Origin of the sequence: Mesorhizobium escarrei (genome assembly GCF_935825525.1) — a bacterium.
In the GTDB taxonomy this organism is placed as follows: Bacteria; Pseudomonadota; Alphaproteobacteria; order Rhizobiales; family Rhizobiaceae; genus Mesorhizobium; species Mesorhizobium escarrei.
Map to the genome: position 1 here is coordinate 1 of NZ_CAKXZT010000130.1, position 23,782 is coordinate 23,782.

Genomic DNA, 23,782 nt, shown 5'->3' on the forward strand with positions numbered 1-23,782 from the left:
CCTCGTCGTCGCTGTCGGCCACCGTGTTGACGAGCCCGGCCGTGCTGTTCCGCGCTTTCCGGCCGACAAGGAACAGCAAGCCCGTGAGCTGATCCGGCGCGCTCTAGAAGAGCTGAAAGCAACCGGTTCAACGCTGCGTGTCCTTGCCTCCGCGGCACCGGGTACGGACATTATTGTTCACGAGGTTTGCAAGGAACTCGGTTTCGAAAGCGTCGTCTGTCTGCCAATGCCGCCAGCTGAGTTTGCCGGAAAGGTTTTCGGCGGCCTCGACGGTTGGCGGAGGCGGTTCTTCGACCTCGTGCAAGGACGGCAGCCACGCTGTCTGAGTGATCAGGAGGGCTTGCCGCGATGGCTGCAGGCCTCCGGCTTCAATCCGTGGGAACGCGGCAATCGTTGGGTGCTCGAGATGGCGCAGACGGGCAGCGCCCGCACAATTACACTCCTCGCACTCTGGGATGGCAAGGACACCGGGGATGCACGGGGTGGAACGTCGGACATGATACAGATCGCCGAAAAGGCCGGTGTTTTTGACGTGCGAGTGATCGACGCCACTCAATTGCTGGCCTGTGATTGTGGGGGGTAACCTTCCAGTCCGCGATGCACGAGCGTTGTTCGCCGCGACGGCGGCCGCGGCCGGGTCGGCACGGCCAGGAAGACCAAGCGGGTCGATGCGCGCCCAGCTCGCATCGGAGAGATTGTTGTCACCCATATCGCATATCGCCGACGAAGGCAGAGAGACGCAGAGCAAACCTGCTGAGGCTGGAGACTGGGGTCGTCCGCAACCGCTGCCCCGAAACCGGCAATGAGCGGTACAAGGGACCTTTATCTGCGCCGGACGTTGAAGGCTGGAGCGAGTTTCAGGACAAAGGTCCGGAAATGCGCTTCCAGTAGCAGAGACCGACGGTCCTTTCCGATTCACGGCCATGGGATCAGCGCTTCGAATTCGGACTGACTATTCGGCGTTGGAGCTTCGCAGGCTGGCACGAATGTCAAATCAAAAGCGACAGGTTCGGCGACTGGCTTGTGCGTTCCGGCATACCATGGCCATCGCTCGACAGTGGCCAACTGGCGCTGGACGACGACACTTTTCGGTCGATGGCGAAGGCTTATCCGGCCGTTTCACCGTTACGCGAACTCCGGCATGCGCTGAGCGAAATGAGGCTGAACAACATCCCGGTCGGTTCGGACGGGCGCAACCGAACGCTGATTTCACCCTTCAGCTCCCGCACCGGCCGCAACCAGCCCAGTAACTCCCGCTTTCTGTTTGGCACGGCTACGTGGCTCCGCGGCCTGATAAAGCCGACGGACGGCATGGCGATTGCCTATTTGGACTTCTCAAGTCAGGAGATTGCAATCGCCGCCGCGCTGTCCGGGGATGAGCCTTGTGGCGCGCTTACGGCGATCCCTATATGCAATTCGCAATTGATGCCGGATTGGCGCCTCCCGGCGCGAATAAGGCCACGCACGGCCACTTACGTGGGCAGTGCAAGGCGATCGTGCTCGATGTGTTGTACGGAATGGGCGAGCACTGATTGGCCACCAGCGCCGGCATGATGGTCGCAGAAGCCCGCGAGATCCTGCGCCGGCACCGCGAAACCTACCGCCGCTTCTGGACCTGGGCGGAGAGCAACGTGAATGCGGCTCTTCTCGGCAGCGAGCTTACGACCCCATTCGGTTGGCGCTATCGCGTGCGACCGGACCAATTGCCGAACCAGCGATCCTTGCAGAACTGGCCGATGCAGGCCGGTGGCTCCGACATGCTGCGGCTGGCGGCCACGCGCATCGTCCAGGAGGAGGTGCGGCTCTGCGCCCCGGTCCACGACGCTGTTCTGATCGAGGCGCCGGAAGATCGGATTGAAGAGCACGTGGAGGTCACCCGGACAGCAATGATCTGGGCGAGTTCGATGGTGCTGGGCGGACCGGCATGCCGGGTGGACGCTGACATTTATCGCTTTCCGGATCGTTACATGGACGCTGATCGCGGCGCGGTCATGTGGAATCGGGTTATGGAACTGATCGGTGGCCCGCGATGGGAGCCCGGGTTAGGCGGCACGCCATGATGTTCGTGACGAGCAGAGGTTCGCGGATTCCGCGCATGTCGTTCGCGGTTCCCGCGAATACGGTTCCTATTCTTATATGTCTTACTAGTAATCCACTTCCGACGCATCTCGTTGAAACCCAATCTCAGGCAGCCCAAGGGGCATCCTCAGCTGCGAGACGCTAATGAAAAAGTCGGACACCAACGCCGCATGCCTCGCACCAGATAACGACAGTGCATTCGATCCGGCTCGCTTCCGGATGGATTTGGTTGACCCGGCAATCGACGCAATCCCGGCCAAGAAGCTGGGCCTGGGTATCAACAATCGGGTTTCTAGCTTATTTGGCGCGATCCCCCTTGGCGCAGCACGCTTCTATCCGCCACGAGCCCGGCTGCTTATCCTTCTTGCGGCGCTCTACAAACTCCACACACCAGATCTCGAGGCAGCTGGTACAAGGTCTCGACTTCCCGTTACAGCGCCGCCGGGTTGCGCGATAAGGACGTACGTGCTCGCGCCGTTGCGGCCTGTGAGAAGGTCGGCGCTATCGAAATATTGCGCACCCGTGGCAAGGCGGTTCACGTCCGCCTCACCGAGACGGCGCGTCTCGCTCATGAGATTTCGAAGAGAAGAAGGCCAGATGTGGGAACACTTTTCCGTCTAGCCGCACCTTCATGCTAACGTTGAGGGTCACGACTGCCCATATTTGAAACCGGCGTCACGGTGCACAACTTGCTCGACTTGTCGGCCGGGCCGTCACAGCTACGGACAAGGTGGTGCGTCGCGACGACACGCACACGGTCGGTTAGTGGTTCTCCCCCTGAGCGCATATGTAGCACCTCCGGCAATTTCCACGCGACACGATGATGTTCGTGCGACGTCAACGTCGCCAATCACGTCCAAGCCGTCGAACCGAATTTCGGCGCCGACCTGGCACGGCCAAGACGTGGTCGCGCCAGCTTCGTCCATTCGGTGATGTGCGGGTGGCGAGCCGCCCACACGAGCAATGCCAGTGAGATCGCAAGATCGTCGGGCCTGGATGGTTGGCAGGCAAAGATGCGATTGCCTGAGTTGGTGACCTGCACCTCAAGGAGCGGGAGATCGTCGTGCAGGCTCTGGTCCCCAACCCGCTGGTGGTCGTCGCCTGCGCTGGCCACGCGCTTGCACACCACAAGGACATTGCCTTCGTGCGGCTGGCCCAAGAGCCCTTCCATGCGCGAGCCGGGGTCGCGCACCCGCATGATCATTCTCAGGCTGTTCGCTCGCCACGGCATCGCTCCAAGGATCCGCATGGAGCTCCCTTCCGACGACGCCCTCCGGGAAGCGGTCGCGGCCGGGCTCGGCGTATCGATCCTGCCGCGCTATGCGCCGGGACTCGACCCGGCGCTCGCCCGGCTCGTCTGCCTCGACGTCGAAGGCTTTTCGAGAGCCATTGGCACTTCGCCTATCCGGTCGGCAGGCGGCTCGCGCCGGCTGCACGCGCGTTCATGGACTTCTCGCGCGCCGAGGGCAAGCAGCTTTTTCGCGAGTGCCTGCGCGGCGATCAGCCGTGCATGGTCAGCCCGCCCGAAACGCGCGGCATCTTATCCAGCCGTCCGGTCGGACTCGCGCGTCGGTAGGCTGCGCGCAGCTTGTCCGGGTTTGCCGGCGTTTCGGATGCCTGATGTCAGGCAGTTGGCTGATATCTCTCAGGCGAGGAACGTGCTAGGTTATGAACCTACCCAGAGCTCACGGGGGATTACAGGGCGGGGGTCCGTCATGAAAGCGTTCATCAGCAGCACGAGCCTCGATCTCGGCGAATACCGCGATGGCGCGCGTGAAGTGTGCAGCCGGCTGGCAGTCGTGCCGATCGGCATGGAATCGTTCGAATCGATGGGTCTCGGCGCCACCGCGGGCAGCCAGGCGAAGGTGAAAGAAGCCAATGTCTACGTCGGCATCATTGCCAACCGGTACGGATACGTCGAGGCCGGCCACGACAAGTCGGTCACGGAGCTCGAGTTCGACTATGCGGGCCAACACGGGCTCGATCGGCTATGCTTCGTGGCGGATGCCGCAGCGAAACTGCCGACGTACTCAGGTGACGATCAGGTCAAGCTCGCCGCATTCAAGGCACGCGTCGATCAGCTCATTCGAAGCACGTTCGCGACCCCGTGGGAGTTCCGCTACAAGCTGTACGACAGCCTCATCAAGTGGCTGTTCAAACAGCGTGGCGGAACCGTGCTCGAGCGCTACGTGTTTGAACCGGTATTCGCCGACTACATGCGGTTCGGCGGCCGTGGCGACGACCTGGCTCGCATACAGAAGTTCCTCGATGCGCCGGATCCCGGCTACCTGGTGATCACGGCACCTGCGGGGTATGGCAAGACCGCGCTGGCGGTGAAGATCATCGAGCTCAATCGTGAAGCGTGCGCGTATCACTTCTTCACCACGCGCTATGCCTCCGCGACGCGAGACATGCTGACCGAGCAGGGCTATCTCAGAAACGTGGTGCAGCAACTGAGGCTGTGGGAATTCTCGAACTTCGATACTTGGGAAATGCCCACCACGCTCAGCGGGTGGGTCGCGGCCTACCATCAGCTGCTCAAACGCGATTGGCGGGAGCGGCACCTCTTGTTGGTGGACGCCCTCGACGAGGCCAGCTTCGGCCTCGAGCCTTATCTCAAGGTCGTGCCGGGGAAAAACCTCAAGATCATCGTGACCGTGCGCGACGTCGGGCAGGACTGGAAGGCGAACTACGGCGTCCCGGCAACCCACACCACGCAGCTGGCGCTCGCCGGCTTTTCACCGGAGGATGTCGCGGCCGCGCTGTGCCTCGCAGGGAAGAGGGCGGCCGCTTTCGCCGATAACGCGGCGCTCCTCGCGAAGGTCGTCACGGTGACCACGCCGCAGGCCGCCGTCGCCGGCGCCGACCCGCTGTATGTCACGTTCCTGGCCGAGGCCATCGAGCGTGGCGATGTGACGCCTGCGACCGTCGGCACGCAGCCGAAGCGGTTCGAAGACTACCTGGCTACCTGGTGGAAGGGCATCGTCGCGCAGGCCGGGGCCGACACCGCGGCGCTCGATCTGCTGGGCACACTGGCCGCGGCTCTTGGCCCGATCCACAAGGACGACCTCGCCGCGCTGCACGAGAAGCTGCGGGCGTCCTGGACCGGCGACCCGATCGACCGCCTCGTTTCCGGCATGCGCCGCGTCGTCGCGGGATCCGAGAAGGAGGGCTACTCGTTCGCGCATCCGAGATTCCGCGACTACGTCAGGCGCTTTCCGGAAATCGCGCAGTACGAGCAGAAACTAATGGAGTACTGCGAAGGCTGGCGTGGAAAGAAGCGGCGCTACGCGCTGACCTATGCCGTGCGGCACTTCGGGCAGGCCCGGGAGCACGACAAATTGTTCGCCACCGTGCTGGACGAAGCGTTCCAGTCGGAGCAGAAAGAAGTGCTCGGATCGATCTGGCAGACGCTGAACGATCTCGGCAGCGCGATCCGCGCCGGTTGCGAGAACGACCGATTCATAGAGGTGCTGCGGTGTGCCGCGAACTACCGGCGGCTCGTGCAGTCAGAGGGGATTGCCGCGGCGGTCTTCACCTCCGTGCACGAGGGGCGGTTCGAGGCTGCCGCGGCGGCCGCCGATGCGTACGGGTTCGGCGCCAAGACGAGCAGCGCGTGGGTGGTGGCGCTGCGCGCTTATTTGATCTGGGCCGCCGTTCGGATGGGCAAGCGCGACGCCGCGGTTTCCTTGATCGACGCGTCGCGTCAGCAGCTGGGATTGCGCTGCCACGGCTCGGCGCTGCACGTGACCGATCTGTGCGACACACTGATTGCAAGCGCCGTCAACGCGGATCCGTCGCTCGCGGAGGACATCGGCGTCGATGCCGCGTGGGCGCCCGGCGTGCTCGCCAGACTGGGCCCGCCGGCCGCTGGCGGAGAATTGCAGCCGCTGCTCGGCAACGTCACAGGCAGAATCCGGCTGCTCGAAGAGCAGACCGGAGAGAATCCGAACCCGGAGTACACGACTACACACCTCGACGAGGAGCGGGCCGGCAACTTCATCGCCGAGTTGAGAGACTCGCTCATCAAGCTGGCCGGCGATCCGCGTGGACGCGACCTGATCGGGCGTGCGATCGCCGCCGTCGAGACCAATCCGTATCCGAGGTATCGCGACATCGGTCTCATCGGGCTCGGCGTCGCCGCCCTTGCGGTGCCGGATGCCGAATGGACCGCGGCAAGGCTCGAGACGATCCTCGAGACCGGCCTCGAAAAAGAAGGCGTCACGTTCACCTTCGATCTGGCGGCGCAGCTCCTCGACGAAGCCGAGCGTCGCGGCATGGCTGCGCCCGCTCTGGCCACGTATCTTGACCGTGCCGAGAACGCCAACGATCGATGGGGAACACGGCTCCGCCGCTTGAGTGCGCGAGCCTCTGCAAAGGCCACCCAGGGCGACATTGCCGGCGCCAAAGCCACGCTCGAATCAGCCGCGACCGCGGACGGCGGATTTGCAGGCTACATGTCCGCGCATCTGCTCTCGATCGCGAGCCGATGGTGCGAGCTCGGGATGCCCGCGCGCGTCGGCGAGCTCGGACTCGTCGGGCGCAGCCGGTCGCACGCCGGCCGTGTACGCGACCCGAAGTTCGGGACCGAGCGCAAGGAGCTCGTGGACAACTTCGAACGGTGGTTCGCCGAGCCGAGTCCGGAGTGGCCCGATGTCTCGGCGACGCTCCGCCTCACCGCCGATGCAGACGCGCGCCGCGCCTACAAGGACCTCGTGTCGGCGCGCTGGATGGCGGCGGGGAAGTGGACCGACTGGGGACACTTGATCACCGCCGCGCTGAACGACGCCACCGTGTTCGATCTGGTGATTGCCCGCATGGTGTCCCACGCGATCGTGCGTCACGGGAAAGGCGAACGCGAGTTGACCGACACGGACCTGAACGAGGCGATCGCGCTCTGCCTGGATCGGTTCGCGACGAGCCGGCCGTGGGAGCTGCCCAAGTTAAGGCCGGAGGTGGTTTGAGCGCTCGCGCGCTCGCGTGCGCGGCGCTCAGCCGTGCATCGTCAGCCCGCCCGAAACGCTCAGCACCCGGCCGGTGATGAACTCGGCGTCGTCGCTCAAAAGGAACACCACCGCGCCCGAGATGTCGTCGGGCTTCCCCAGCCGCCCGATCGGGATCGCGCGACGGTAGGCCTCGCGCAGCTTGTCCGGGTTGCCCGCGCCCTGCATGAAGCTCTCGAGCATGCCGGTCTCGGTGAGACCGGGACACACGGCATTGAGCCGCACGCCCATATCCAACACCCGCCGTGCCGTCCTCGGACCCCCTGGCGAGGCGCCCCCCGTCCGGCGAGAAGGCGACGGCGCGGACCTTGTACTTTGCACCTGTTTGCAGTCTAATCAGGAAATGAAGCTCCGGAGGCCGCCCGCGCTACTTTGTTGGCAGACGCGTTCACTCGTCAGTATCCGACTGCCGATATCCCGTAACGCCCAGCGCTACCGCTCCGACGGATATCAGCGTGGTACGGAGCGTCGAGACATGGCGCTCATGATAGTCGGCGCCAGCGTTCCTTGATTGTGAACCGGCGTGCAAAATTGACCCCCTAGCCCGTCTTATGCACGACGGAGCGTTTGAGAGGTTGGCGGATGTAGCCTAAGCGATTGATTTGGCGTAGGATTCGGTTGTCTAAGCCAGCCCTGCCACCACGTCTCGCGAGCCACACCCGCCATGACCGACGATACGTTGCTGCCGCTCTCATTTCCAGCCGTTGGGCGCAAGAAGATCACAGCTGCGTTTGACGGCGGACGCATCACCTCGGATGGTGGCGTCATGCTTTTGGCCGCGGCCGAGCGACGCCTGCAACTGGCCGACAGGTTGGCCGCTGCGATCCACGATCCGCGCGACCCACAGCGGGTGACACACGCCATGGCCGACATTCTGCGCGCCCGCATCTTTGCGATCGCATGCGGCTACGAGGATGCCAACGATCTCGACCGACTGCGCACCGACCCGGCCTTCAAGCTCGCCTGCGGGCGGCTGCCCGACAGCGGGATTGATTTGTGCTCGCAGCCGACCTGCTCGCGCCTGGAGAACCTGCCAGACCTGCGCACCGTCATCCGGCTCGGCTGGGTGCTGGTCGATCTGTGGCTGTCGAGCTATGCCGCGCCGCCCAAAAGCGTGACGCTCGACATCGACGACACGGTTGATGTCGTTCATGGGATGATCGGTGCCTTGCGACTGGGTCAACTGACCACACGGCGCGGCTGTGGGATGTGACGAACGGGAAGAGATCCGTTGCTTCAAAGGGCATCATGGGCCGGTCTGGAGTGTCGCCTTGTCCCCGGATGGGAAGACGCTTGCCACGGGCTCCAACGACTATACAGCTCAGCTGTGGGATGTGGCGACGGGAAAGGAAATTAACCGCCTGAAAGGCCATGGAGCTGCAGACAGCAGCATCACCATCACACCGGAGGGACCGGGCCCTGCAAATCATTTGAGAAACATCTTGGCGCGACTGTGGAAGGTTGCCACTGGCACCAATAAATCGCTTCGATGGCCAGGGAATCGCGTTTGTGATCCTGACCGGCGGCAAAGAAGTCCGAAAAACTTGCAGGAACTCGCCCGTCTCGCGGGTCTTTACACGTTCATCATATCGACGTTTGGGCGTCGTGTCTGCCAGGCGGTAATCCTCTCTCAGTGCTAGGAGCGGGCTGGTATTCGCCGGCACTGTGATGTTGGTCTTGGCATTTCGGCTGTCTTGGACGTGCGCGACGATGTTGAATGGCCGCTTTGTCGCACTGTACAGTCGTTGCCGCGGCAGAGAAGGGGTCAGTACGCTGGCTGTGGGTGAACGTCCGCTATCGGGCAGCGAAATGGGCTAATGAGGGCGGCTTCGGGTTCAAATTGCGTCGTAGAATGCTTGTGATGGCTTTTCATCCCGGTCGCCCAGTCGGGAGTGCGTCACGGAAACCGGCTGGTGCGACTGAGAGCCCTCAATCGCAGCCATGCTACGCTCGCCGGTGACCGGCAGACAAGCGTAATCAACTACTTAGAAGTTGCTTCTTAAGCGCCCGCGAGCAAACTGCAAACGGTGGTTTGCGGTTTGAACGCCCGGAGAATTGATCATGAAAAGTGCGGTCGCCTACTATCGACTCTCCACGCAGCGACAAGGTCGATCGGGGCTCGGCCTGGACGCTCAGCGAACCGCGATCACGCGCTTTGCCGAGGCTGAAGGCATTACCCTGCTCGCCGAGTTCCCCGAGGTCGAAACCGGCAAAGGCGCGGACGCACTCGATCGACGGCCGCAGCTCGCCGCAGCGTTGGCCACAGCGCGCCTGGCGAAGTGTCCGGTGCTGGTTGCCAAGCTTGATCGACTCTCGCGCGACGTGGCCTTCATCGCTGGGTTGATGGCGCAGCGTGTCCCATTCATCGTGGCCGAGTTGGGCGCCGATGCCGATCCATTCATGCTGCACCTCTATGCGGCTCTCGCCGAAAAGGAGCGCCGGCAAATCTCCGAGCGCACCAAGAGCGCCCTCGCCTCTCGCAAGCTGCAGGGCACAAAGCTCGGCAACCCGACGAGTGCTGGTCAGGCAGCAGCGGCAGGACGTGAGGTTCAGACGCAAGCGGCCGACCGGTTTGCCGAGACCATTCGGCCAACGATCATGTCGCTTCAGAAGGCGGGCGTAACCAGCCTACGGGGCATTTCTATCGCCCTGAACAACCGCGGCATTCGCACAGCGCGCGGCGGTGAATGGCAGGTGTCGAATGTGCGGAATATCTTGGCGAGAAAGGCGACGCCACTGGTGAAGGCGTTTTATATGCGGGAACAACGGACGCGAAGCCGTCACGCTTAAGCACCGCAGCGCTTGTTGTCCATAGTTGGGATCAGTTCCGCACTGGCCACCGTCCCGCAGGCAAGCAACGCGCATGGTTACCAAGGGGTTAAGTCGCCGTCATAATCCGGATACGTGCGAGTGTGAACCTAGCGAAGGGCATAAATTCGGCCAATCGTTCGCACAACGCGGCCGGCTACCGATTGGCAACCGACCGCGCTATAGTGACGACCGCACACTTCGCCGAGGCCTTTTCGAAATGACGAAGAAAGCGGCAAAATCCATAATGAATAACGCGCGAGACTACGGCGAGCGCGAGCGGCTGATTGTGAGCGGCGAGATGGGACGGACTCGCTGAAATATCTCGAAGCGGCCAAGTTACTCATGGCGAACGGCCCCGTCGACGACGCCAAATGGCCTGGAGGGTGAAGCGTTTCGCGTTGTGAGTTTGCCCAAGGGAGTGATCGGAAAAACGGAGATGACACCTGAAGAGCATAAGGCATTTACCGATGGCATGGATCTCTTCGCCGAGCACAAGTACCGCGAGTGCCACGATGCGGCATTGCCGCTGATACAGAAACGTATGTTTCAATGGTTAGTGCAAATCCTCATAATCAGCCTTGAGCGGGACTATCGTTTTGACTTGTTGGAAAGCTTACGTGAAGTTGCTGTTAAATCATTTTCCCATGAGGCTTGGGCCGGACTATTGTTTTCATTGAGCTTTCGTAGGGTCTCTTATGAGCAAGCCCTGGCCGCTGCGGCAGATGACTCAAAGAAGCTATGCCAAGTACTCTTCTACTGGGGCCAAGCGTTGCTGACTGAGGGCGATCGCTCTGCAGCAAAGGACTGCTTCCAAGCATGTTCAGACCTCAATGCCGAATGCGCCGAGGCCAGCATGGCGGCCGCCGAGCTGCAAAATTTCGAATCTATCGAGCAGACGCTCGAACGGGCCATCGTGCGAATTGGGATGGCTGTTAACGACAAGGACAACAAGCGAATTAAGGCAGCCTTCCACGTCGCGGCGAATCTCATCGACAATGCCGCCAAGCAGGCAACACCCCTGTCGCGGCGATTGTTCGATGTTCTTCAGGCTATAGCTGCGGAGGGGGGGATTCCTGAAGGCGATATGGCAGGTGTTGGAGCCTGTTTTCCCGCCCGCGCGTCCAACCAGCTGGCTCCGCAAATTAGCGGCTTTGCCGTTTCTAACATGGGGCAAAGTCTGAGAACAGTGCTGTCCGCACCACTGAGGCGGCTGCACTGTTGGGGCAAGCAGATTGACCCAACCACACTCGATCCACTCCAACGAACCGCGCTAACGTTCGGATTTCCCATGTTCATGGGCCGGCCATTCCAGTCTCCAAATCACCCGATTTGGCACGAGCTGTTAGAGGCCGGCGTTAAGCCGGATCGCGAGGTCAGTCCGTTTTGTCGACGACGGTTTTCCGGTGAGGGTAGCCAGGACTTTCCCCGGGCACGCTACCATGTGCTATGCATGGATGCGCTAGGGAATGACAACCGGACGCTGGTTCAAGAACTAAACGCATATGTTGTCCCACAATTAACGGGCCACTGCGTTGCCACAACCGGAGAAGGCCCAGACACGATCAACCTGCTGTTCAGGGGCCTGCCCGATGAGCCCAATCCGCTCTTCTTAGCAATCCAGTCGCCTGACCGCTTTGACAATTATCTTTCGAACTTGCCAGAGGATGGGGAGACGCTTCGAAGCGCCTTACGTTCACCCGAGATTCTAAGACAGGTGGACGCACGCAACGAGCTAAGTATCCCGATCAAGTGTAGGATTGGCGAAGTCGATATGCTGGATTGCCTGGACCTGCGCTACTCTGATGCCCGGTCGTGGACGCTTGAGTTCTTGCGGCACCCTCCGGTCGGCCTCATTGGGGAGGCTTACGCCGCCCTTGCCGCTGCTCACGAGGTTGACATCCGCAAGATCGATATCTGGGCCGATGCCATGCCGGTGCTGACCGGGAAAAGCTTCGGCGGCAATCCCATTACGGATCACTTTGGAATGATGCTTCGCAATATCGGATGCGAAGGGCTGGTCTTCCCCTCGGCACGCAGTGATTACCTAGCGCACTTCGAGAACGGCACATTGGCAAACTTCTTCGGCTGGAATGTCGTCGACTACCGTGGGCTGAAGCCTTCGGGGAAGGTCGGGCTGGAATTCGGAAACATGATCGAAGAGTTGCCTGCGAGGTATGAAGTCCGCGAGGCAAGTGATGGCCCGTTTGCAGGATCGCTCCATGTTATTGGAGGTACCCTTTTTGAGAGAGTCGAAAACGAGCAGCATTTCCGCGAACGCGCTACATTGGAGTGCTCCGGGTGGCGTATGGATCACCATGAATCGCGGGTCTATCTGCGTGGATTCATGTGGTACGAGCGCAAGTATTCTATCAGCGAACCGGATTTCGAGGCGCGCTGCCCAAAATGCGGGACCTTCTATACGGACGAAGCGATCCAAATTCTACCGATCTGCCCGGTCTGTAGATATCCAGGTGACGTATGAGCAGTGAGGATATTGCAACGTCGTGGCTCGAAGGTGCGTCAGGCGAGAGCCGTTTCCGGTAGAGGTGGGTTGATCTGAGTTTAACCCTCATGTTTTCAATTGCGGCGCTGCGCGCGACCGGCCGCACCGGGCCCGATTCCTGGACCGGAGAGGGCATCGGAGCCGCCGGTCAATGACCCTCTGGCGCTAGCATCGACCCGTACACCAAGACCGCGGGTCGTCATTTCGCTCCCTTCATTGCCACCCATACCGCAATCGCGAGGAGCGCCCCGACCGCGCTCAGAAACACGTACTTGATCGGAAACGCTGAGAGGAGCCGCAGCCAGAATGGCGCCGGCTCAGGCAGGTCGCCCGGGACAATCCGGCCGTCGGACAGGAACGGCACCCAATACTTCCGGCAGAAATCCTCGTCGACGAAGTCGCTGTGCGCCAGCCTGTTGTGCCATCGGTCGACGACATCAGGGCGACCAAACCCGTAAGCGCCGGTGGCTCCGTACCCGAACGTGATCGCCGCGACGAATACCGGCCAGGAATCCTGATCAATGCTCACAGAAAGCCATTGCCGACCGGGGGCGTCCACATATGAATCACAAACTCGCTTTCTTGGGAATCCTACGATTCTCTCAACACATGAAATGCTCTAGACCTCGACAAGAGCAAGCTTCGTGTCCTTAATTCATGCTCCCTTTCGAGCGATGCTGTGTTAATCTTGACGTCGGCGAAGGCTTGGTCGACAAAGTTCTGCCAGGAGCGTTATGCAGCGGGCCAAGGAGAAACAGCCGGCATACGAGCTACCCAAACGTGATCAGCTTTACCATTCGGCCGCCGCAGCCTTCACCAGCCCGAACGAGAGGTACCGAACCGTGACGAAGTTAGACAACCAAGCCATTCGCGAGAAGTTTTCCGCGAGCTTGAAAAAGAAGCGGAACTACGCTGCCGTAAATGTGGACAAGCTCAGCAGTCTCGAGTCGGGAGTGTCACAAACACAGGAAGAGTGCCTGGCCGCCTGTATCGAGGTCGTCAATGTCATCGAGGAAAAGCCCAAGACCTGCGTGCTATCTTACCGATGGAGTAACGATGGGTTTGTTAACCTGTACGAGGCCTGTCTGCGAGCTTCGACTTGGGGATTTAAATATGCACTTTGCGACGTCGTGTCGATAAAATCGGGAGACAACGTCGCAGATTCAGTCGTTCAATTTAATCAATTTTATCGAGATTTTCCAGTTGTCCATTACTACACTGATAATTTGGCCGATTCTAGGCGGGTATGGATAGCGGGTGAGCTTCACAAGTCTTTCTTGCAAAACGCGGAGGACATACTTGCCATGATGATCAGCAACAAGTCCGATAATGAATCGATGTACACTTACGCTGTAAAAACAAAGTTGCTGATTACCTTTTTTGAGCAACATGAGCACAACAACAGATTGCCGGATGAGGAATTTGGATCAAGCAACTGCACATGTTTTAAAGAAAACACAAAGTATAACTATGAATACGTCGACAGCAGTAAAACCTCCTGTCGTGCGGAAAGGCACTTTGGAGACTTTTTTGTGTCCAGATTGAGGGACAACGTCAGTGATTTAAGAGCTGGTCGATCGATCGCTTCTAAGAATTCAACTGAAGAAGACAGAATCGCGCGACTGATCGAAGGTGTGTTGAACAGCGCCGGAGATGACTTTGCGGGCACCGTTCCTTTTGACGTGTTCTATGTACTGCAAGAATTGTTGCCAGACATAATTCAACTTAATCATGATGAGCGTAAAACACTTGGCGAGGCAAAGCACACTTGCCTTGCAAGCAAAATAACTGCGTCATTCGTCTTGTTGGCGGTGCACGGCGTACTGACGTCTGGCAAAACAAACGTATTGAGCTTTTTGCCGATATACTCAGACTGGATGACATTCATCGCGAATTTGATTATAGTTGGTGGCGAAGAAATAGACTCCCCTGCTCATGACACCGGGTATTTCCCGCAGTTTCACTCTCGAAGTATCCCCAACACGTTCACAGGCTGCAAATTTGTGTGTCACGTCGTTGAAACGTCAGACACTTTGGTGGTGCCAACCCGACTCGTTTTGAAAGTTGTACCGGAAGCGATATTCTTGGAAACGGCGCTAAACGCGTTGAATGGCAGTATATTTTGCAATTGCGATTTCAGCCGCGCGGAGAAGCATAAGCGGGTTATGATGCTGGACCAATTTGAGTCCTCGATCGCTCATCTTCGGGGCTACGCGGGTAAGACTTTTGAAATTCAAGAGTCGAACGTTTCGAGTGACGATCTCTCACTGGATTGAGATCGGCGCAGACAATTGCAGCTCGCCGTCGAGTTTGTGAGCGGTCAGCAGCGCCTTTTGCCACAGCCGGTGGCGTATGGCGTCGAGCCAGGCGACCTCCAGGCGCTAGAATAGTCCGTCGCCTCCGTCACGTCGGTCGGGGATGCTCCTCGTCAATGCCCCGATGCGGCATGCAAAGCCGGTCTATGTGAAATCGGACCATCGGATCTCCCAGTGCCAACCGCGTGCGCTCACGCTCGCTCCGTTTCAGCACTGCCTCCATCGCCCGGCAGTCGGTGAACTCCCCGCTGCGCGCCAAAGCCTGGATCTCCTGATCGCGCGAAGTGCGTACATTGTCATTTGGAGCGGCAAGCCGGACGCCTGCCGATCGAACAGTCGAATGCGGCAGGCGCTAAGACCTCAGCTGGACCCACGTCGTGGAGCGAAGGTCGCCTACGGAATGACAGTTATTGAATGAGAGGCAGACATCCCACGAGGCGAGCGCCCGGACTTGCCCTGCCGGCAGTGGATAACCGCTCCATCGCGGGATCGGCCCTAGGCCGTACCATCGGTCTCGCTCTCCTCGTCGAGCGTATCGACGGGTAAGGGAACGTCAGCACTGTTTGCAGGCTCGGAACCGAGGCATCGGGGCCTCGGAGATTATCTTGAGCTCATGTTGGCCTGCTTGAGGTCCAACTCGGCGTGTTCGCTTGATAGCGGAGCTTGGCTTCCATCGGCTGCGAGTTGCCGGGGTAGACGTCTATTTGTGTGGGTAGCGCGATAGGCTTGTCGTCGACGCAAACCCAAAACAGCATGTCCGCCTCCTTCAAAGAGGCCCCCGTGGATTTCACTGCGAAACGTTAACGGAAAGTAAGCCGGCATTCGTTGCTAGTGGCAGTCCCGGACTTGGGGGTCCGCGGCAATCGCCAGGCAACGATGAACGAACAGCCCCCTTGTGCATGTGGCTGACGGGTACAAAAAACGGAGAAGGTTAGTTTCCAGCGCCTCGTATCCCGCGGTACCTGACATGCTTGGCTGGCAAGATGGCCCGAGCCGATTGCCAGTGTTGTGGCGTCGCTCAATGGCCTAGTCAAATGGTGCTGCTCCTGCCGAGGTTGAAGCGTAAAACCTGGCGGTCCAATCAAGAAATCGGTAACGCCGGCCCACACGATCTCGTTAGAAGACGGCAAACAGTTCAAATCGCTCAAGCGGCATCGCGTGGCCCCCGCCTCTCGGAAGGAAAGTAAGCCAACGCGCCTTCGATATTCCACATAACTCGTCGCGCGGCAATTCTGCAGGCGCAGCCGAACCCTTATGACAGTATGACGCTGTTGCCGCTCCTTAAAGGTGGGAACGGAATGCATTAGGTCACGTTTTCAATCATAGAAACTGCCGGGCGCGTGAAGGACGCCGGCGTAATGGAAAGCACGAGTGTATGTCCTATCAATATTTCTCGCATGAGATCGACTCCGAAACGAACTACTGCGTCAAATGCGGACGTTTCCTGATGGAACTCCAGGAGACCACGCAATGGGTCGGGAATAATGTTATCCCCTCCTGCGTTGAAGCCTCGAACGTGTCCGCAATTAGCCACATCGTACGGAACCAGCAGGCCGATGCCCTCCAGGGTTCATTCATGCGGCCGCGGTCCAACCAGCGATAAGCCGTCTTCTGCGGGTGAAGTAAGTTTCAGCGCCAACCAATAACAGATGCTAACTCCGTTGGCTGTGATTCCCTCGCAATTTCAAGCTCTTCTACAGATTCTGTAAAGTAACGATCTTGATTTATAGCGTTTGTTCCAAAAAGATTCGGTCGATTGTCAACTCGACGTAAATAGATTACCCTGGGTTATATAGCTCCATGCTCTGCGAGCATGCTTGCTAAATAGGAAATCATGTCGCGCCATCTGTGAGTTTCGACTCCGATCGGTAGAACATGGCTTGAGATTATCTAAGGCCGGGGGGCTTTCAATGTGTCAAGCGTCAGCTTCGATACACGTCCAGGAGTCTCTTCATGTCTCTAAAGCCAAAATCATCCTCGCCCGCGGCGGTATTTGCCGCGAAAGTCACCAGTCTTGAATCCACGCCTGCCGTCGTCTCGAACGCGATCAAGACGACGCCCGGCCACGGCGTCGCCGGACGTCACGCGACGAGAGCGCTGCTCGATGCCCTGTCCGGGCACAAGGACCCGGGCATGTTCGGGCGCATGTTTCCCCAACTTGCCCCGCTCAACGTTCCAGACGCCAAGCTCCAGGTTCTCGCCGACGCGATGAAGGACCCGGATCCGGGCAGCCAGACGGGGAACAATCCGAACATTCCGGCTGGCTTCACCTATTTCGGCCAGTTCGTGGACCACGACATCACGCTTGATTTGACGTCTTTGGGAGACAAGGAAAAGGATCCGCTCGGCATTGAGAACTTCCGCACCCCGAGCGTCGACCTCGATTGCATTTACGGCCTCGGCCCTGACGGCAGCCCGCACCTCTATGCGCGCAATCCGGCCGCGGGAAACAAGCACGGCCCCAAGCTGCTGATAGGCAAGAACATCACGGTCGGCTTCGGCGGCATCACCGGCGATTTCCGCAACGACCTGCCGCGCAGCCCCGAAGGTTTTGCGCTCATCGGCGACCACCGAAATGACGAAAACCTGCTCGTGGCGCAGACGCATCTGGCCTTCCTCAAGTTCCACAACGCCGTCTGCGACATGCTATCGGCCTCAACCAACCCGCCAGCCGACATCTTCAAGGAAGCCCGCAAGATCGTCACCTGGCACTACCAGTGGATCGTGCTGCACGACTGGGTGGAGCGCTTGACCGAGCCGGGAACGGTCGCCAAAATCCTCCACAACGGCCGCAAGTTCTATCGCTTCAAGAAAGTCCCCTACATGCCGGTCGAGTTTTCGGCCGCCGCCTACCGGCTTGGCCACAGCATGGTCCGCGAGAAATATCCCCACAACAAGGTGTTCACGCTCGCCGATTTTCAACGGCTGTTCGATTTCAGCGGCCTCTCGGGTTCGATCATCGGGGACCTCGCACCAAACCCGCCGACTGGACCCATCCCGGTTTCGGCGCTGCCCAGCAACTGGATCATCGACTGGCGGCGGTTTTACGAGTTGGGGGACAGCGGCGGCGCTCCAGTAAAAATGACCCCGACACGGAAGATCGATCCGCAACTGGCACCCATCCTGCACAGCCTGCCTGGCGGCGGTGGCAATCTCGCTTTCCGCAACCTTAAGCGGGGCGTCAATCTCGGCCTCCCTTCGGGTCAGGACGTCGCCGAGCACATGAAGATCAAGAACCCGCTGACCCCGGACGAGATCGCCTCCGACAGCAACGGATCGACGGACGGACAGGCGACGAAGTCGCAAGGCCTGCACAGCAAGACACCGCTCTGGTACTACATCCTCAAAGAAGCCAAGGTCCGGCACGACGGCCTCAGGCTCGGCCCCGTGGGGTCGATCATGGTGTCGGAGGTCTTCGTCGGCCTCGTCCATGGCGACCAGAACTCCTTCCTCTGGAGGGAAAAGAACTGGAAGCCGACGCTGCCTTCGGCGACCCCCGGCGACTTCAAGATGGCCGACATGCTCCGGTTCGTGAACGACATCAATCCGATAGGAGACTGATACGTCGGCCAAATGGCTGCGGTGCTGCTTCCCGCCGCAGCCATTTCAACGGGTTGGACGAAGGGTCGTAATGGCTCTGCAGCGGAGCCCCACTTTTTGCAACTGTCGATGTGCTGGATCGTCTGCATGTCAAAGCCGTCCAGCGCTCGGCTTCTGTCCTGGCGCCCGTGTGTTCGCCTTGAACGGGCCAACACCGCTCGATGACAAGCGAGCAATCGAAAAGGTCAAGGGGCCTGCTCTGTACTAAGAGTTAGCGGCGCTCAGCAATTCGGCTCCGTCGTGCCGGGTCTGGAGAATGTTGGATTCCAGTTCCCTTCCCTCCGCCAGTCCATTTGTGAAACTATTCTCCGATCCGGCCTCAGCTGCCCAGAATGCCCGCGTTCTGCGGGGTTCCAAGAGAAAAGCTGTGCACTGCATTGAACGCTGAGGGAGCCATAGCGAACCGTTCAGCGGCTCAGGCACCACGATCATCGCCGCCGAGATGACCGGCCGCTGCTGCCATGCTGTCGAACTCAGCCCTGCCTATGTCGATGTGGCCGTGAAGCGCTGGCAGGAGTTCACTGGCCAGACAACAACGCTGGATGGTGATGGCCGCACCTTCGCTGAACTCAGCGCCGAGCGTCTGGCGGAGGCTGCCTGAGATGGCTCACAATCAGTACGGCATAAGATGACAGCATGCCTACCAGCCAATCCTCGAACATCTAGCTGTGAGTTCGGAAAAAGCCGAAGAGACGTCTCAATTTCACGTCGGGCATCAAAATGCTTTTGCCTGCGCCAAAAACCAGTCTGTTCAATCCGAAGTGATATGACACCTTAGTTGTTCTTATCACAACTAATCCACTGAAAAAGACTGAAAGAACTGTAACTATAGTCGCTTTTGCCCATGTGTAAAGGCTATAAAGCAGAGCACCTACCACGACGTGTGCTTCCTGATGGCAGCGGCAATCTGCGTCGCCGCCTGTTTGGACGCTTCATCCTGCTCGATTGCGAAGCGGGCGCCTCCTCGCTCAAAGGCTCGCCGACGACCGCATGAAGCAGCCTGAGCAACTCACCGCCGATTGGGCCGTCGGGATACGCGTGGAAGTCGAGAAAAATGCGTAGGTCGGCGAAATCCTGCAGCTCGGCGTTGTCGAGCCTTACCGGCACGAAGCGAAAGCCCTTCTTCTTCGTGGTCCGCTGCTCCATGACTTGGTACTCACGGCGCACCCAGTCGGAGTCGCGCGCGGCATTCGACCAAACGAGCACACCCCTTGGCTGGTTGCGAGCGCGTCTTCGAGCCGCGCAATCAACTGGTCGCCTGCGACGAGTACGCACTGGTCGAGGAACACTTTGTGCCCGTAACGCCGGAGCACATCGTAAAGGTTCATGACCCGCGGCCGGTTGGCCGATCGGTACGAGAGAAAAACGTTCCATTGCTCGCCATCGGCGAGCGGGCGGGGGGCGGCGCCAAATTCTAGCATCAATGGGGATCGGCATGTCGACACTCCAGCAGTGGTTGCGACTAACATGCTTCAGAATAGCTCGCGTCGAACGCCGAGCGGATATGGTCGATGCGAATGCCTTCGTTAGCTTGATAGGTGCCGGCCTGGCCATTGAGGCGCGGCATCCCATCACCGCCGGCATGATGCAGCCCAATCAATCGCCACTCGTGAGAGAACACCGGGCTGCCCGAGTTGCCACCTTCTGTGGGCGTCCGGTAATGAAGGAGCCTTCCAGCGTCTTCGTAGTCGAGCAGCTCATTATCGGCCAGCGAAAATGAAAGCGTGCCGCCTCCTGGATGTCCGATGACGATGACTCGCGCACCACGCTTGGGAAGCTGCTGAGCCAAAGGATAGGACTGGGTCAGCGGCACCGGGACATCGAGCTCCGCGACTGTGACGTCCAGCTCTTTGCGTGGAGACGACCAGAGCACCTTCGCGATCTTCAACTCCTGTGTCGGAGGCACCGTTTCATGCGCTTGCAGCGAAATGACCACCTCGCCAGGCGGTATGCCTTCGCTTTCTCCCGTCGGATCGATGACGTGCGCGTTGGTGACCAGCACCGTTTCCGGGCCGAGCTTCGAAGAGAAGTCCGAGCCGCGCATTAGGAAGCCGGTGCCGTCTCCGCGGGCGAACTCACGGCCGATGCGCGCCACGGCACGGCAGCGCTCGACGCCTTTGAGGTAGTTCTCGAGCGTGACGAAGTGGTCCTTTCCGAATACTTTCTCGTATTCTATCTTCGCGGTGGGCGACTCGAGCGCTCCGCGAACCTGCGCCGGCTGCAGGACAATGCTACCGCTTTCGACCTCGACGAGGCGTGCCCTGAGTAAGGTGAGGAGCTTGCCGCCGGGATGTCCGGGCTCATCGAGCTCCCAGATCTCTTCGAACTGTCGGAGGGTGCTGCCCAGGGCAAAGGCGTTGACTGCTGGGTGCCAGATGTACTCGGAAAGATGTCTTGCGGCTTCGTCCCACTGCCCTAGCGCGACGCACGCTTCAGCCCACGTCGCGTGATCCCAACGATCGTTCTCACGTTTCTGCTCCAGATGATCGATGATCTGTTGAGCAAGCGACTGAGGGTTTGGACCAGCCGGCGGCGAGATGCCGTGACGGCCCGCAAGCGCCAGCAGGGCGACCGCGTTAATGCCGTGCCAGGTGCGAGCCGGCGGATCGGCCGCGTAGACACGGCTGTAGCACCGGATCGCTTCGCTGATCGCGTTCTTCGGCCATGCCCCTTTCATCCTGCGCCGCGTAACGGCATTCTGTTTAACCGCACGGCCGATCAGTCCGCGCACCTCCGCCAGTTCGCTGGGTGCGAGTTTCGGGATACCGGCGAGCTGCTGCAGCTGCGCACGTGCTGCGCCAATCTTACCGCGCTCGATCATTGCCTGTGCATAGCGCTGTCGTGTCAGGCGCGTGGCGCCCCCCCGTCCAAGCAGCGCTTCCCCTATCTCTTCGCTCAGATCGAACCATCGGCTTTCGTTCAGACAAAGGATCAGCTTCTCCGTGGCCTTCTCGGAAAGCGACGCGTCGGGTGCAGCTAGTGCTGCTGTCAGCGCTGCCACCTCTGCTCGCGCCTGGTCCTTTGCGTATCTCTTCGCGGCATCGCAGATCGAGACGGCCACGCTGTCGAAGGTCGTCATGGCCACTCCACTTTCAGAAGCTTCGCTATGCGCGCACGTAGCTCCTTGCCCTGCAGGTACTTGCTGATACTATGCCGCCACTCTCCCCAGTTGGGCTCTTCCAGGTCCTCAATAACAGGTGAGCCTTTTTTCTGGTAATCGTTGGCGATTCGCGGATCGGCCCCAGCAACGAGATCGAGCCGATCGAAGATGTTGATCCACGGCCCGCGCAGTTTGTCCGACGGGAAGCCGTCCTCGCGCTTCCATTTCGGGAAAAAGTCCTGCACTTCATCGAGCCCGAGAGGACTGCCGATCGTAATGAGTCCATCAACGGGTGGGCAGTCGTCCTCGTGCATGAGGCAGTCGTAGGCGATGATCGTTCCCATGCTGTGCGACACTACGACGAGCGGGTGGCAGTCATCCTTCACCGCATGCAGATCATCCATAAAGCGCTTCCGCAGCTCGTCCCGCACCCGGAAGGTCTCGCTTGCGCGGGGCGTGAATTCCTTGTTGAAGAAGTAGAGATGCGCGTCCCGCACGAGCTTCGCCATCAGGCGATTGCGCAGCCAGGCAGGCAGCGGAACTCGCTCGTAGCGAAGCTGATCCCGTTCTGTCTTGGAAAGCGTCGCCGGGTCAAGGTCGTCTGCTGTGATGCCCACGTCGCGCGAGAGCCGTGCGACGAAGGCAGCTTCGTCAGGCGGCAGCTTGTCCGGAGCCAGTGTGACGGCCTCGTGGCCCTCGACGAGCACTTCGTCGCCCGACGCCGCACTTTCGTAAGCCGCCAGATCGGTATCAGCCGATGGATAGAGCACATTCGCCCAATACACCATCGACGATTCGACGCCGCGGTCGTCGAGGCTCACCCCGCCTTCGTGTCCGAGCTTCCGCTTCCAGAGGTTGAGCAAGTATTCATGCTCGGGTTTGTTCGAGAGGCCGTGGATAAACACGACGGTCGCCATCGCTGCTTCCCCTGGCATGAGAGTTCTTTACTAGGCTAAGGCGCGGCTCTCGACTTGTATACCCTTCTCAACGGAAATATCGGCATTGTCATATTCGGGTAGGACCGATGCGGTCCTGATACTTTACCCCCTGTGCCCGCCGGCGCGCCACATCCGGGCGATCCTGCTCACTGGCGATCAGCGTCTTTTTTTGTGACTGAGCTTCTCGGCGTGAACGAACTCCCATACCGAGCGGTAATCGACCTTCAGGCCGTGATCGCCAAGCTCGGCCACAAGACCGCGCAGTGTGAACTCCGCCGCCCGGCAGCGCCGCAGCAGCCAGTCCCGATGCTCTCCGGCAATCTTCTTCGGTCTGTGCCCACCCATCTTGCCGGGTGTCAGCTTGTTCGTCTCGCGCAAGGGGCGCACCCATCGGATGACCGTGCTGATTCCAACCCCGTAGCGCTCTGCCGCCTGACGTCGCGACAGGCTCCGGACAGCGCGGGCGCATGTTCATGAACAATCTAATATACTCGTACAGCGAGTTGGTATAGTGTGATGAAGAAAAGTTGTCGGAGGCAACTATGCCATCAGCAATTCCCGCGGGTATGTTTTCTTCTTCTGAGATACGCAAGCATCGCGACACCATTGCAGAATTTTGCGATGCGGCGGCTGATTTTCTTGACTGGGTCTTTGCCGATCACAAGGCGTTCTACGCCAAATGGGCGGTGTCTAAGTATTACGGCAACCGCAAGCCTGAGCACCGTACACGCGAACTTCGCATCAAGGAACTTCGCAAGTTCGGCAAACCGGCATTCCTAGTCGACCAGCAAGTGGCGACCGCATGCATTTTGCTGGCAATGCAGGCGGTGGAGCAAGGCTTAAACGCAACCGGCATGGGCAACACTTGGAAGAAGATCAACAATCAGCTAAAAATCGACCAGAAGTTCTACGGCACTGACCTGCAAATGATGCTGCAGCAGCTCGGGTGGAAGATTTACTACTGGAACCCGGATCCGTCGAAGAACGCACAATGGGACGCGGAGGACCAGCAGCTCAATCCGCTGAAACCGCCACGCAAGTGGATGCCGGTGTGGGGAGGGCATGCCCTCCGGTATGCATCGGTAAAAAACCGGGGCGTCTACCACGATTCGAAGGTGGACAATTCGACCGAGTTGGTCGGGTTCAAGAAAACGCAGCCTGCCGCCTTCGCCAACGTTCCTATCTTCGTCGGTATCGCACATGCGGGTTACCACGTATTCCCCGGACGTCGCGGCGAAGTGGTGGAAGCCCATTCGATGCGCCAAATGATCGCCAAGGACAACATCGAATTCTCCCCGTTTAACCCACTGGCGACGGGTGGCGGCCCGCGCTGGACCCGCTCGGAAAAATACCGCTCAGGCCTCATCGCCGTGCCATTCGATTTCTGAGTATCGGCGGCGTTGGTTTATGCGCTTGTTCGCCTGGCTTCCTAA

At 59.7% G+C, this 23,782-nt stretch carries 16 protein-coding genes and 5 pseudogenes; 13 read left to right on the forward strand and 8 right to left on the reverse strand.

The window, feature by feature from the left end:
• Both NMG80_RS17700 and NMG80_RS17705 read left to right on the forward strand, forming a co-directional pair.
• Positions 1-583 (forward strand): annotated as a pseudogene (locus tag NMG80_RS17700) (hypothetical protein); the annotation flags it as partial.
• A 949-nt stretch (positions 584-1,532) separates the two neighbouring features.
• The gene (locus NMG80_RS17705; RefSeq protein WP_254019286.1) at positions 1,533-2,060 is read left to right on the forward strand and encodes a DNA polymerase; all 528 of its coding nucleotides are present in this window, start codon (positions 1,533-1,535) and stop codon (positions 2,058-2,060) included.
• 869 nt (positions 2,061-2,929) lie between these two features.
• Here NMG80_RS17705 and NMG80_RS17710 read toward each other — a convergent pair.
• A complete protein-coding gene (locus tag NMG80_RS17710) occupies positions 2,930-3,277 on the reverse strand; it encodes a hypothetical protein (protein ID WP_254019287.1) in 348 nt (115 codons plus the stop codon).
• On the opposite strand from NMG80_RS17710, the pseudogene NMG80_RS37340 reads away from it, so the two are divergent.
• A pseudogene (locus tag NMG80_RS37340) lies at positions 3,276-3,401 on the forward strand (LysR substrate-binding domain-containing protein); the annotation flags it as partial. The gene NMG80_RS17710 and the pseudogene NMG80_RS37340 sit on opposite strands and share 2 nt — an antisense overlap.
• 393 nt (positions 3,402-3,794) lie before the next feature.
• Positions 3,795-7,043 carry a DUF4062 domain-containing protein gene (locus NMG80_RS17715; protein ID WP_254019288.1) on the forward strand — a complete coding sequence of 1,083 codons (3,249 nt, stop codon included), beginning with the start codon at positions 3,795-3,797 and terminating at the stop codon, positions 7,041-7,043.
• A gap of 27 nt (positions 7,044-7,070) precedes the next feature.
• On the opposite strand, the gene NMG80_RS17720 is transcribed toward NMG80_RS17715, so the two are convergent.
• On the reverse strand, positions 7,071-7,403 hold the full coding sequence (locus NMG80_RS17720; protein WP_367185968.1) for an SDR family oxidoreductase: 333 nt from the start codon (positions 7,401-7,403) through the stop codon (positions 7,071-7,073).
• Positions 7,404-7,746: 343 nt separating this feature from the next.
• Here NMG80_RS17720 and NMG80_RS17725 point away from each other — a divergent pair.
• The 4 genes and pseudogenes from NMG80_RS17725 to NMG80_RS17735 form a co-directional block, all read left to right on the forward strand.
• Positions 7,747-8,238: pseudogene (locus NMG80_RS17725) on the forward strand (transposase); the annotation flags it as partial.
• 46 nt (positions 8,239-8,284) lie between these two features.
• Positions 8,285-8,722, forward strand: a complete 438-nt coding sequence (locus NMG80_RS37345; protein WP_367185969.1) for a WD40 repeat domain-containing protein — start codon at positions 8,285-8,287, stop codon at positions 8,720-8,722.
• Positions 8,723-9,143: 421 nt separating this feature from the next.
• The gene (locus NMG80_RS17730) at positions 9,144-9,872 is read left to right on the forward strand and encodes a recombinase family protein (RefSeq protein ID WP_254019290.1); all 729 of its coding nucleotides are present in this window, start codon (positions 9,144-9,146) and stop codon (positions 9,870-9,872) included.
• Positions 9,873-10,329: 457 nt separating this feature from the next.
• Positions 10,330-12,375, forward strand: a complete 2,046-nt coding sequence (locus tag NMG80_RS17735; RefSeq protein ID WP_254019291.1) for a hypothetical protein — start codon at positions 10,330-10,332, stop codon at positions 12,373-12,375.
• Positions 12,376-12,595: 220 nt separating this feature from the next.
• On the opposite strand, the gene NMG80_RS17740 is transcribed toward NMG80_RS17735, so the two are convergent.
• On the reverse strand, positions 12,596-12,955 hold the full coding sequence (locus NMG80_RS17740) for a hypothetical protein (protein WP_254019292.1): 360 nt from the start codon (positions 12,953-12,955) through the stop codon (positions 12,596-12,598).
• Between the two features lie 175 nt (positions 12,956-13,130).
• Here NMG80_RS17740 and NMG80_RS17745 point away from each other — a divergent pair, with 175 nt between their 5' ends.
• The 4 genes and pseudogenes from NMG80_RS17745 (at position 13,131) to NMG80_RS17760 (ending at position 18,912) form a co-directional block, all read left to right on the forward strand.
• A complete protein-coding gene (locus tag NMG80_RS17745) occupies positions 13,131-14,672 on the forward strand; it encodes a hypothetical protein (protein ID WP_254019293.1) in 1,542 nt (513 codons plus the stop codon).
• Between the two features lie 1,104 nt (positions 14,673-15,776).
• Positions 15,777-15,866 (forward strand): annotated as a pseudogene (locus NMG80_RS17750) (MucR family transcriptional regulator); the annotation flags it as partial.
• Between the two features lie 798 nt (positions 15,867-16,664).
• A complete protein-coding gene (locus tag NMG80_RS17755) occupies positions 16,665-18,272 on the forward strand; it encodes a peroxidase family protein (RefSeq protein ID WP_254019294.1) in 1,608 nt (535 codons plus the stop codon).
• A 481-nt stretch (positions 18,273-18,753) separates the two neighbouring features.
• Positions 18,754-18,912 (forward strand): hypothetical protein, encoded by a 159-nt coding sequence (locus tag NMG80_RS17760; RefSeq protein WP_254019295.1) that lies wholly within the window; start codon positions 18,754-18,756, stop codon positions 18,910-18,912.
• Between the two features lie 254 nt (positions 18,913-19,166).
• On the opposite strand, the gene NMG80_RS17765 is transcribed toward NMG80_RS17760, so the two are convergent.
• From NMG80_RS17765 to NMG80_RS17780, 5 genes and pseudogenes are all read right to left on the reverse strand, one after another.
• Positions 19,167-19,457 (reverse strand): hypothetical protein, encoded by a 291-nt coding sequence (locus tag NMG80_RS17765; RefSeq protein WP_254019296.1) that lies wholly within the window; start codon positions 19,455-19,457, stop codon positions 19,167-19,169.
• The gene (locus NMG80_RS37350; protein WP_367185970.1) at positions 19,409-19,780 is read right to left on the reverse strand and encodes a toll/interleukin-1 receptor domain-containing protein; all 372 of its coding nucleotides are present in this window, start codon (positions 19,778-19,780) and stop codon (positions 19,409-19,411) included. The genes NMG80_RS17765 and NMG80_RS37350 overlap by 49 nt, the downstream gene beginning before the upstream one ends.
• Positions 19,774-21,390: a serine protease gene (locus tag NMG80_RS17770; protein WP_254019297.1), complete on the reverse strand. Its 1,617-nt coding sequence runs from the start codon at positions 21,388-21,390 to the stop codon at positions 19,774-19,776. The genes NMG80_RS37350 and NMG80_RS17770 overlap by 7 nt, the downstream gene beginning before the upstream one ends.
• Positions 21,387-22,328, reverse strand: a complete 942-nt coding sequence (locus NMG80_RS17775) for a lipase family protein (protein ID WP_254019298.1) — start codon at positions 22,326-22,328, stop codon at positions 21,387-21,389. Before NMG80_RS17775 ends, NMG80_RS17770 begins: the two co-directional genes overlap by 4 nt.
• A 91-nt stretch (positions 22,329-22,419) precedes the next feature.
• Positions 22,420-22,796: pseudogene (locus tag NMG80_RS17780) on the reverse strand (transposase); the annotation flags it as partial.
• Positions 22,797-22,891: 95 nt separating this feature from the next.
• On the opposite strand from NMG80_RS17780, the gene NMG80_RS17785 reads away from it, so the two are divergent.
• The gene (locus NMG80_RS17785) at positions 22,892-23,737 is read left to right on the forward strand and encodes a hypothetical protein (RefSeq protein WP_254019299.1); all 846 of its coding nucleotides are present in this window, start codon (positions 22,892-22,894) and stop codon (positions 23,735-23,737) included.
• Positions 23,738-23,782: the final 45 nt, after the last annotated feature.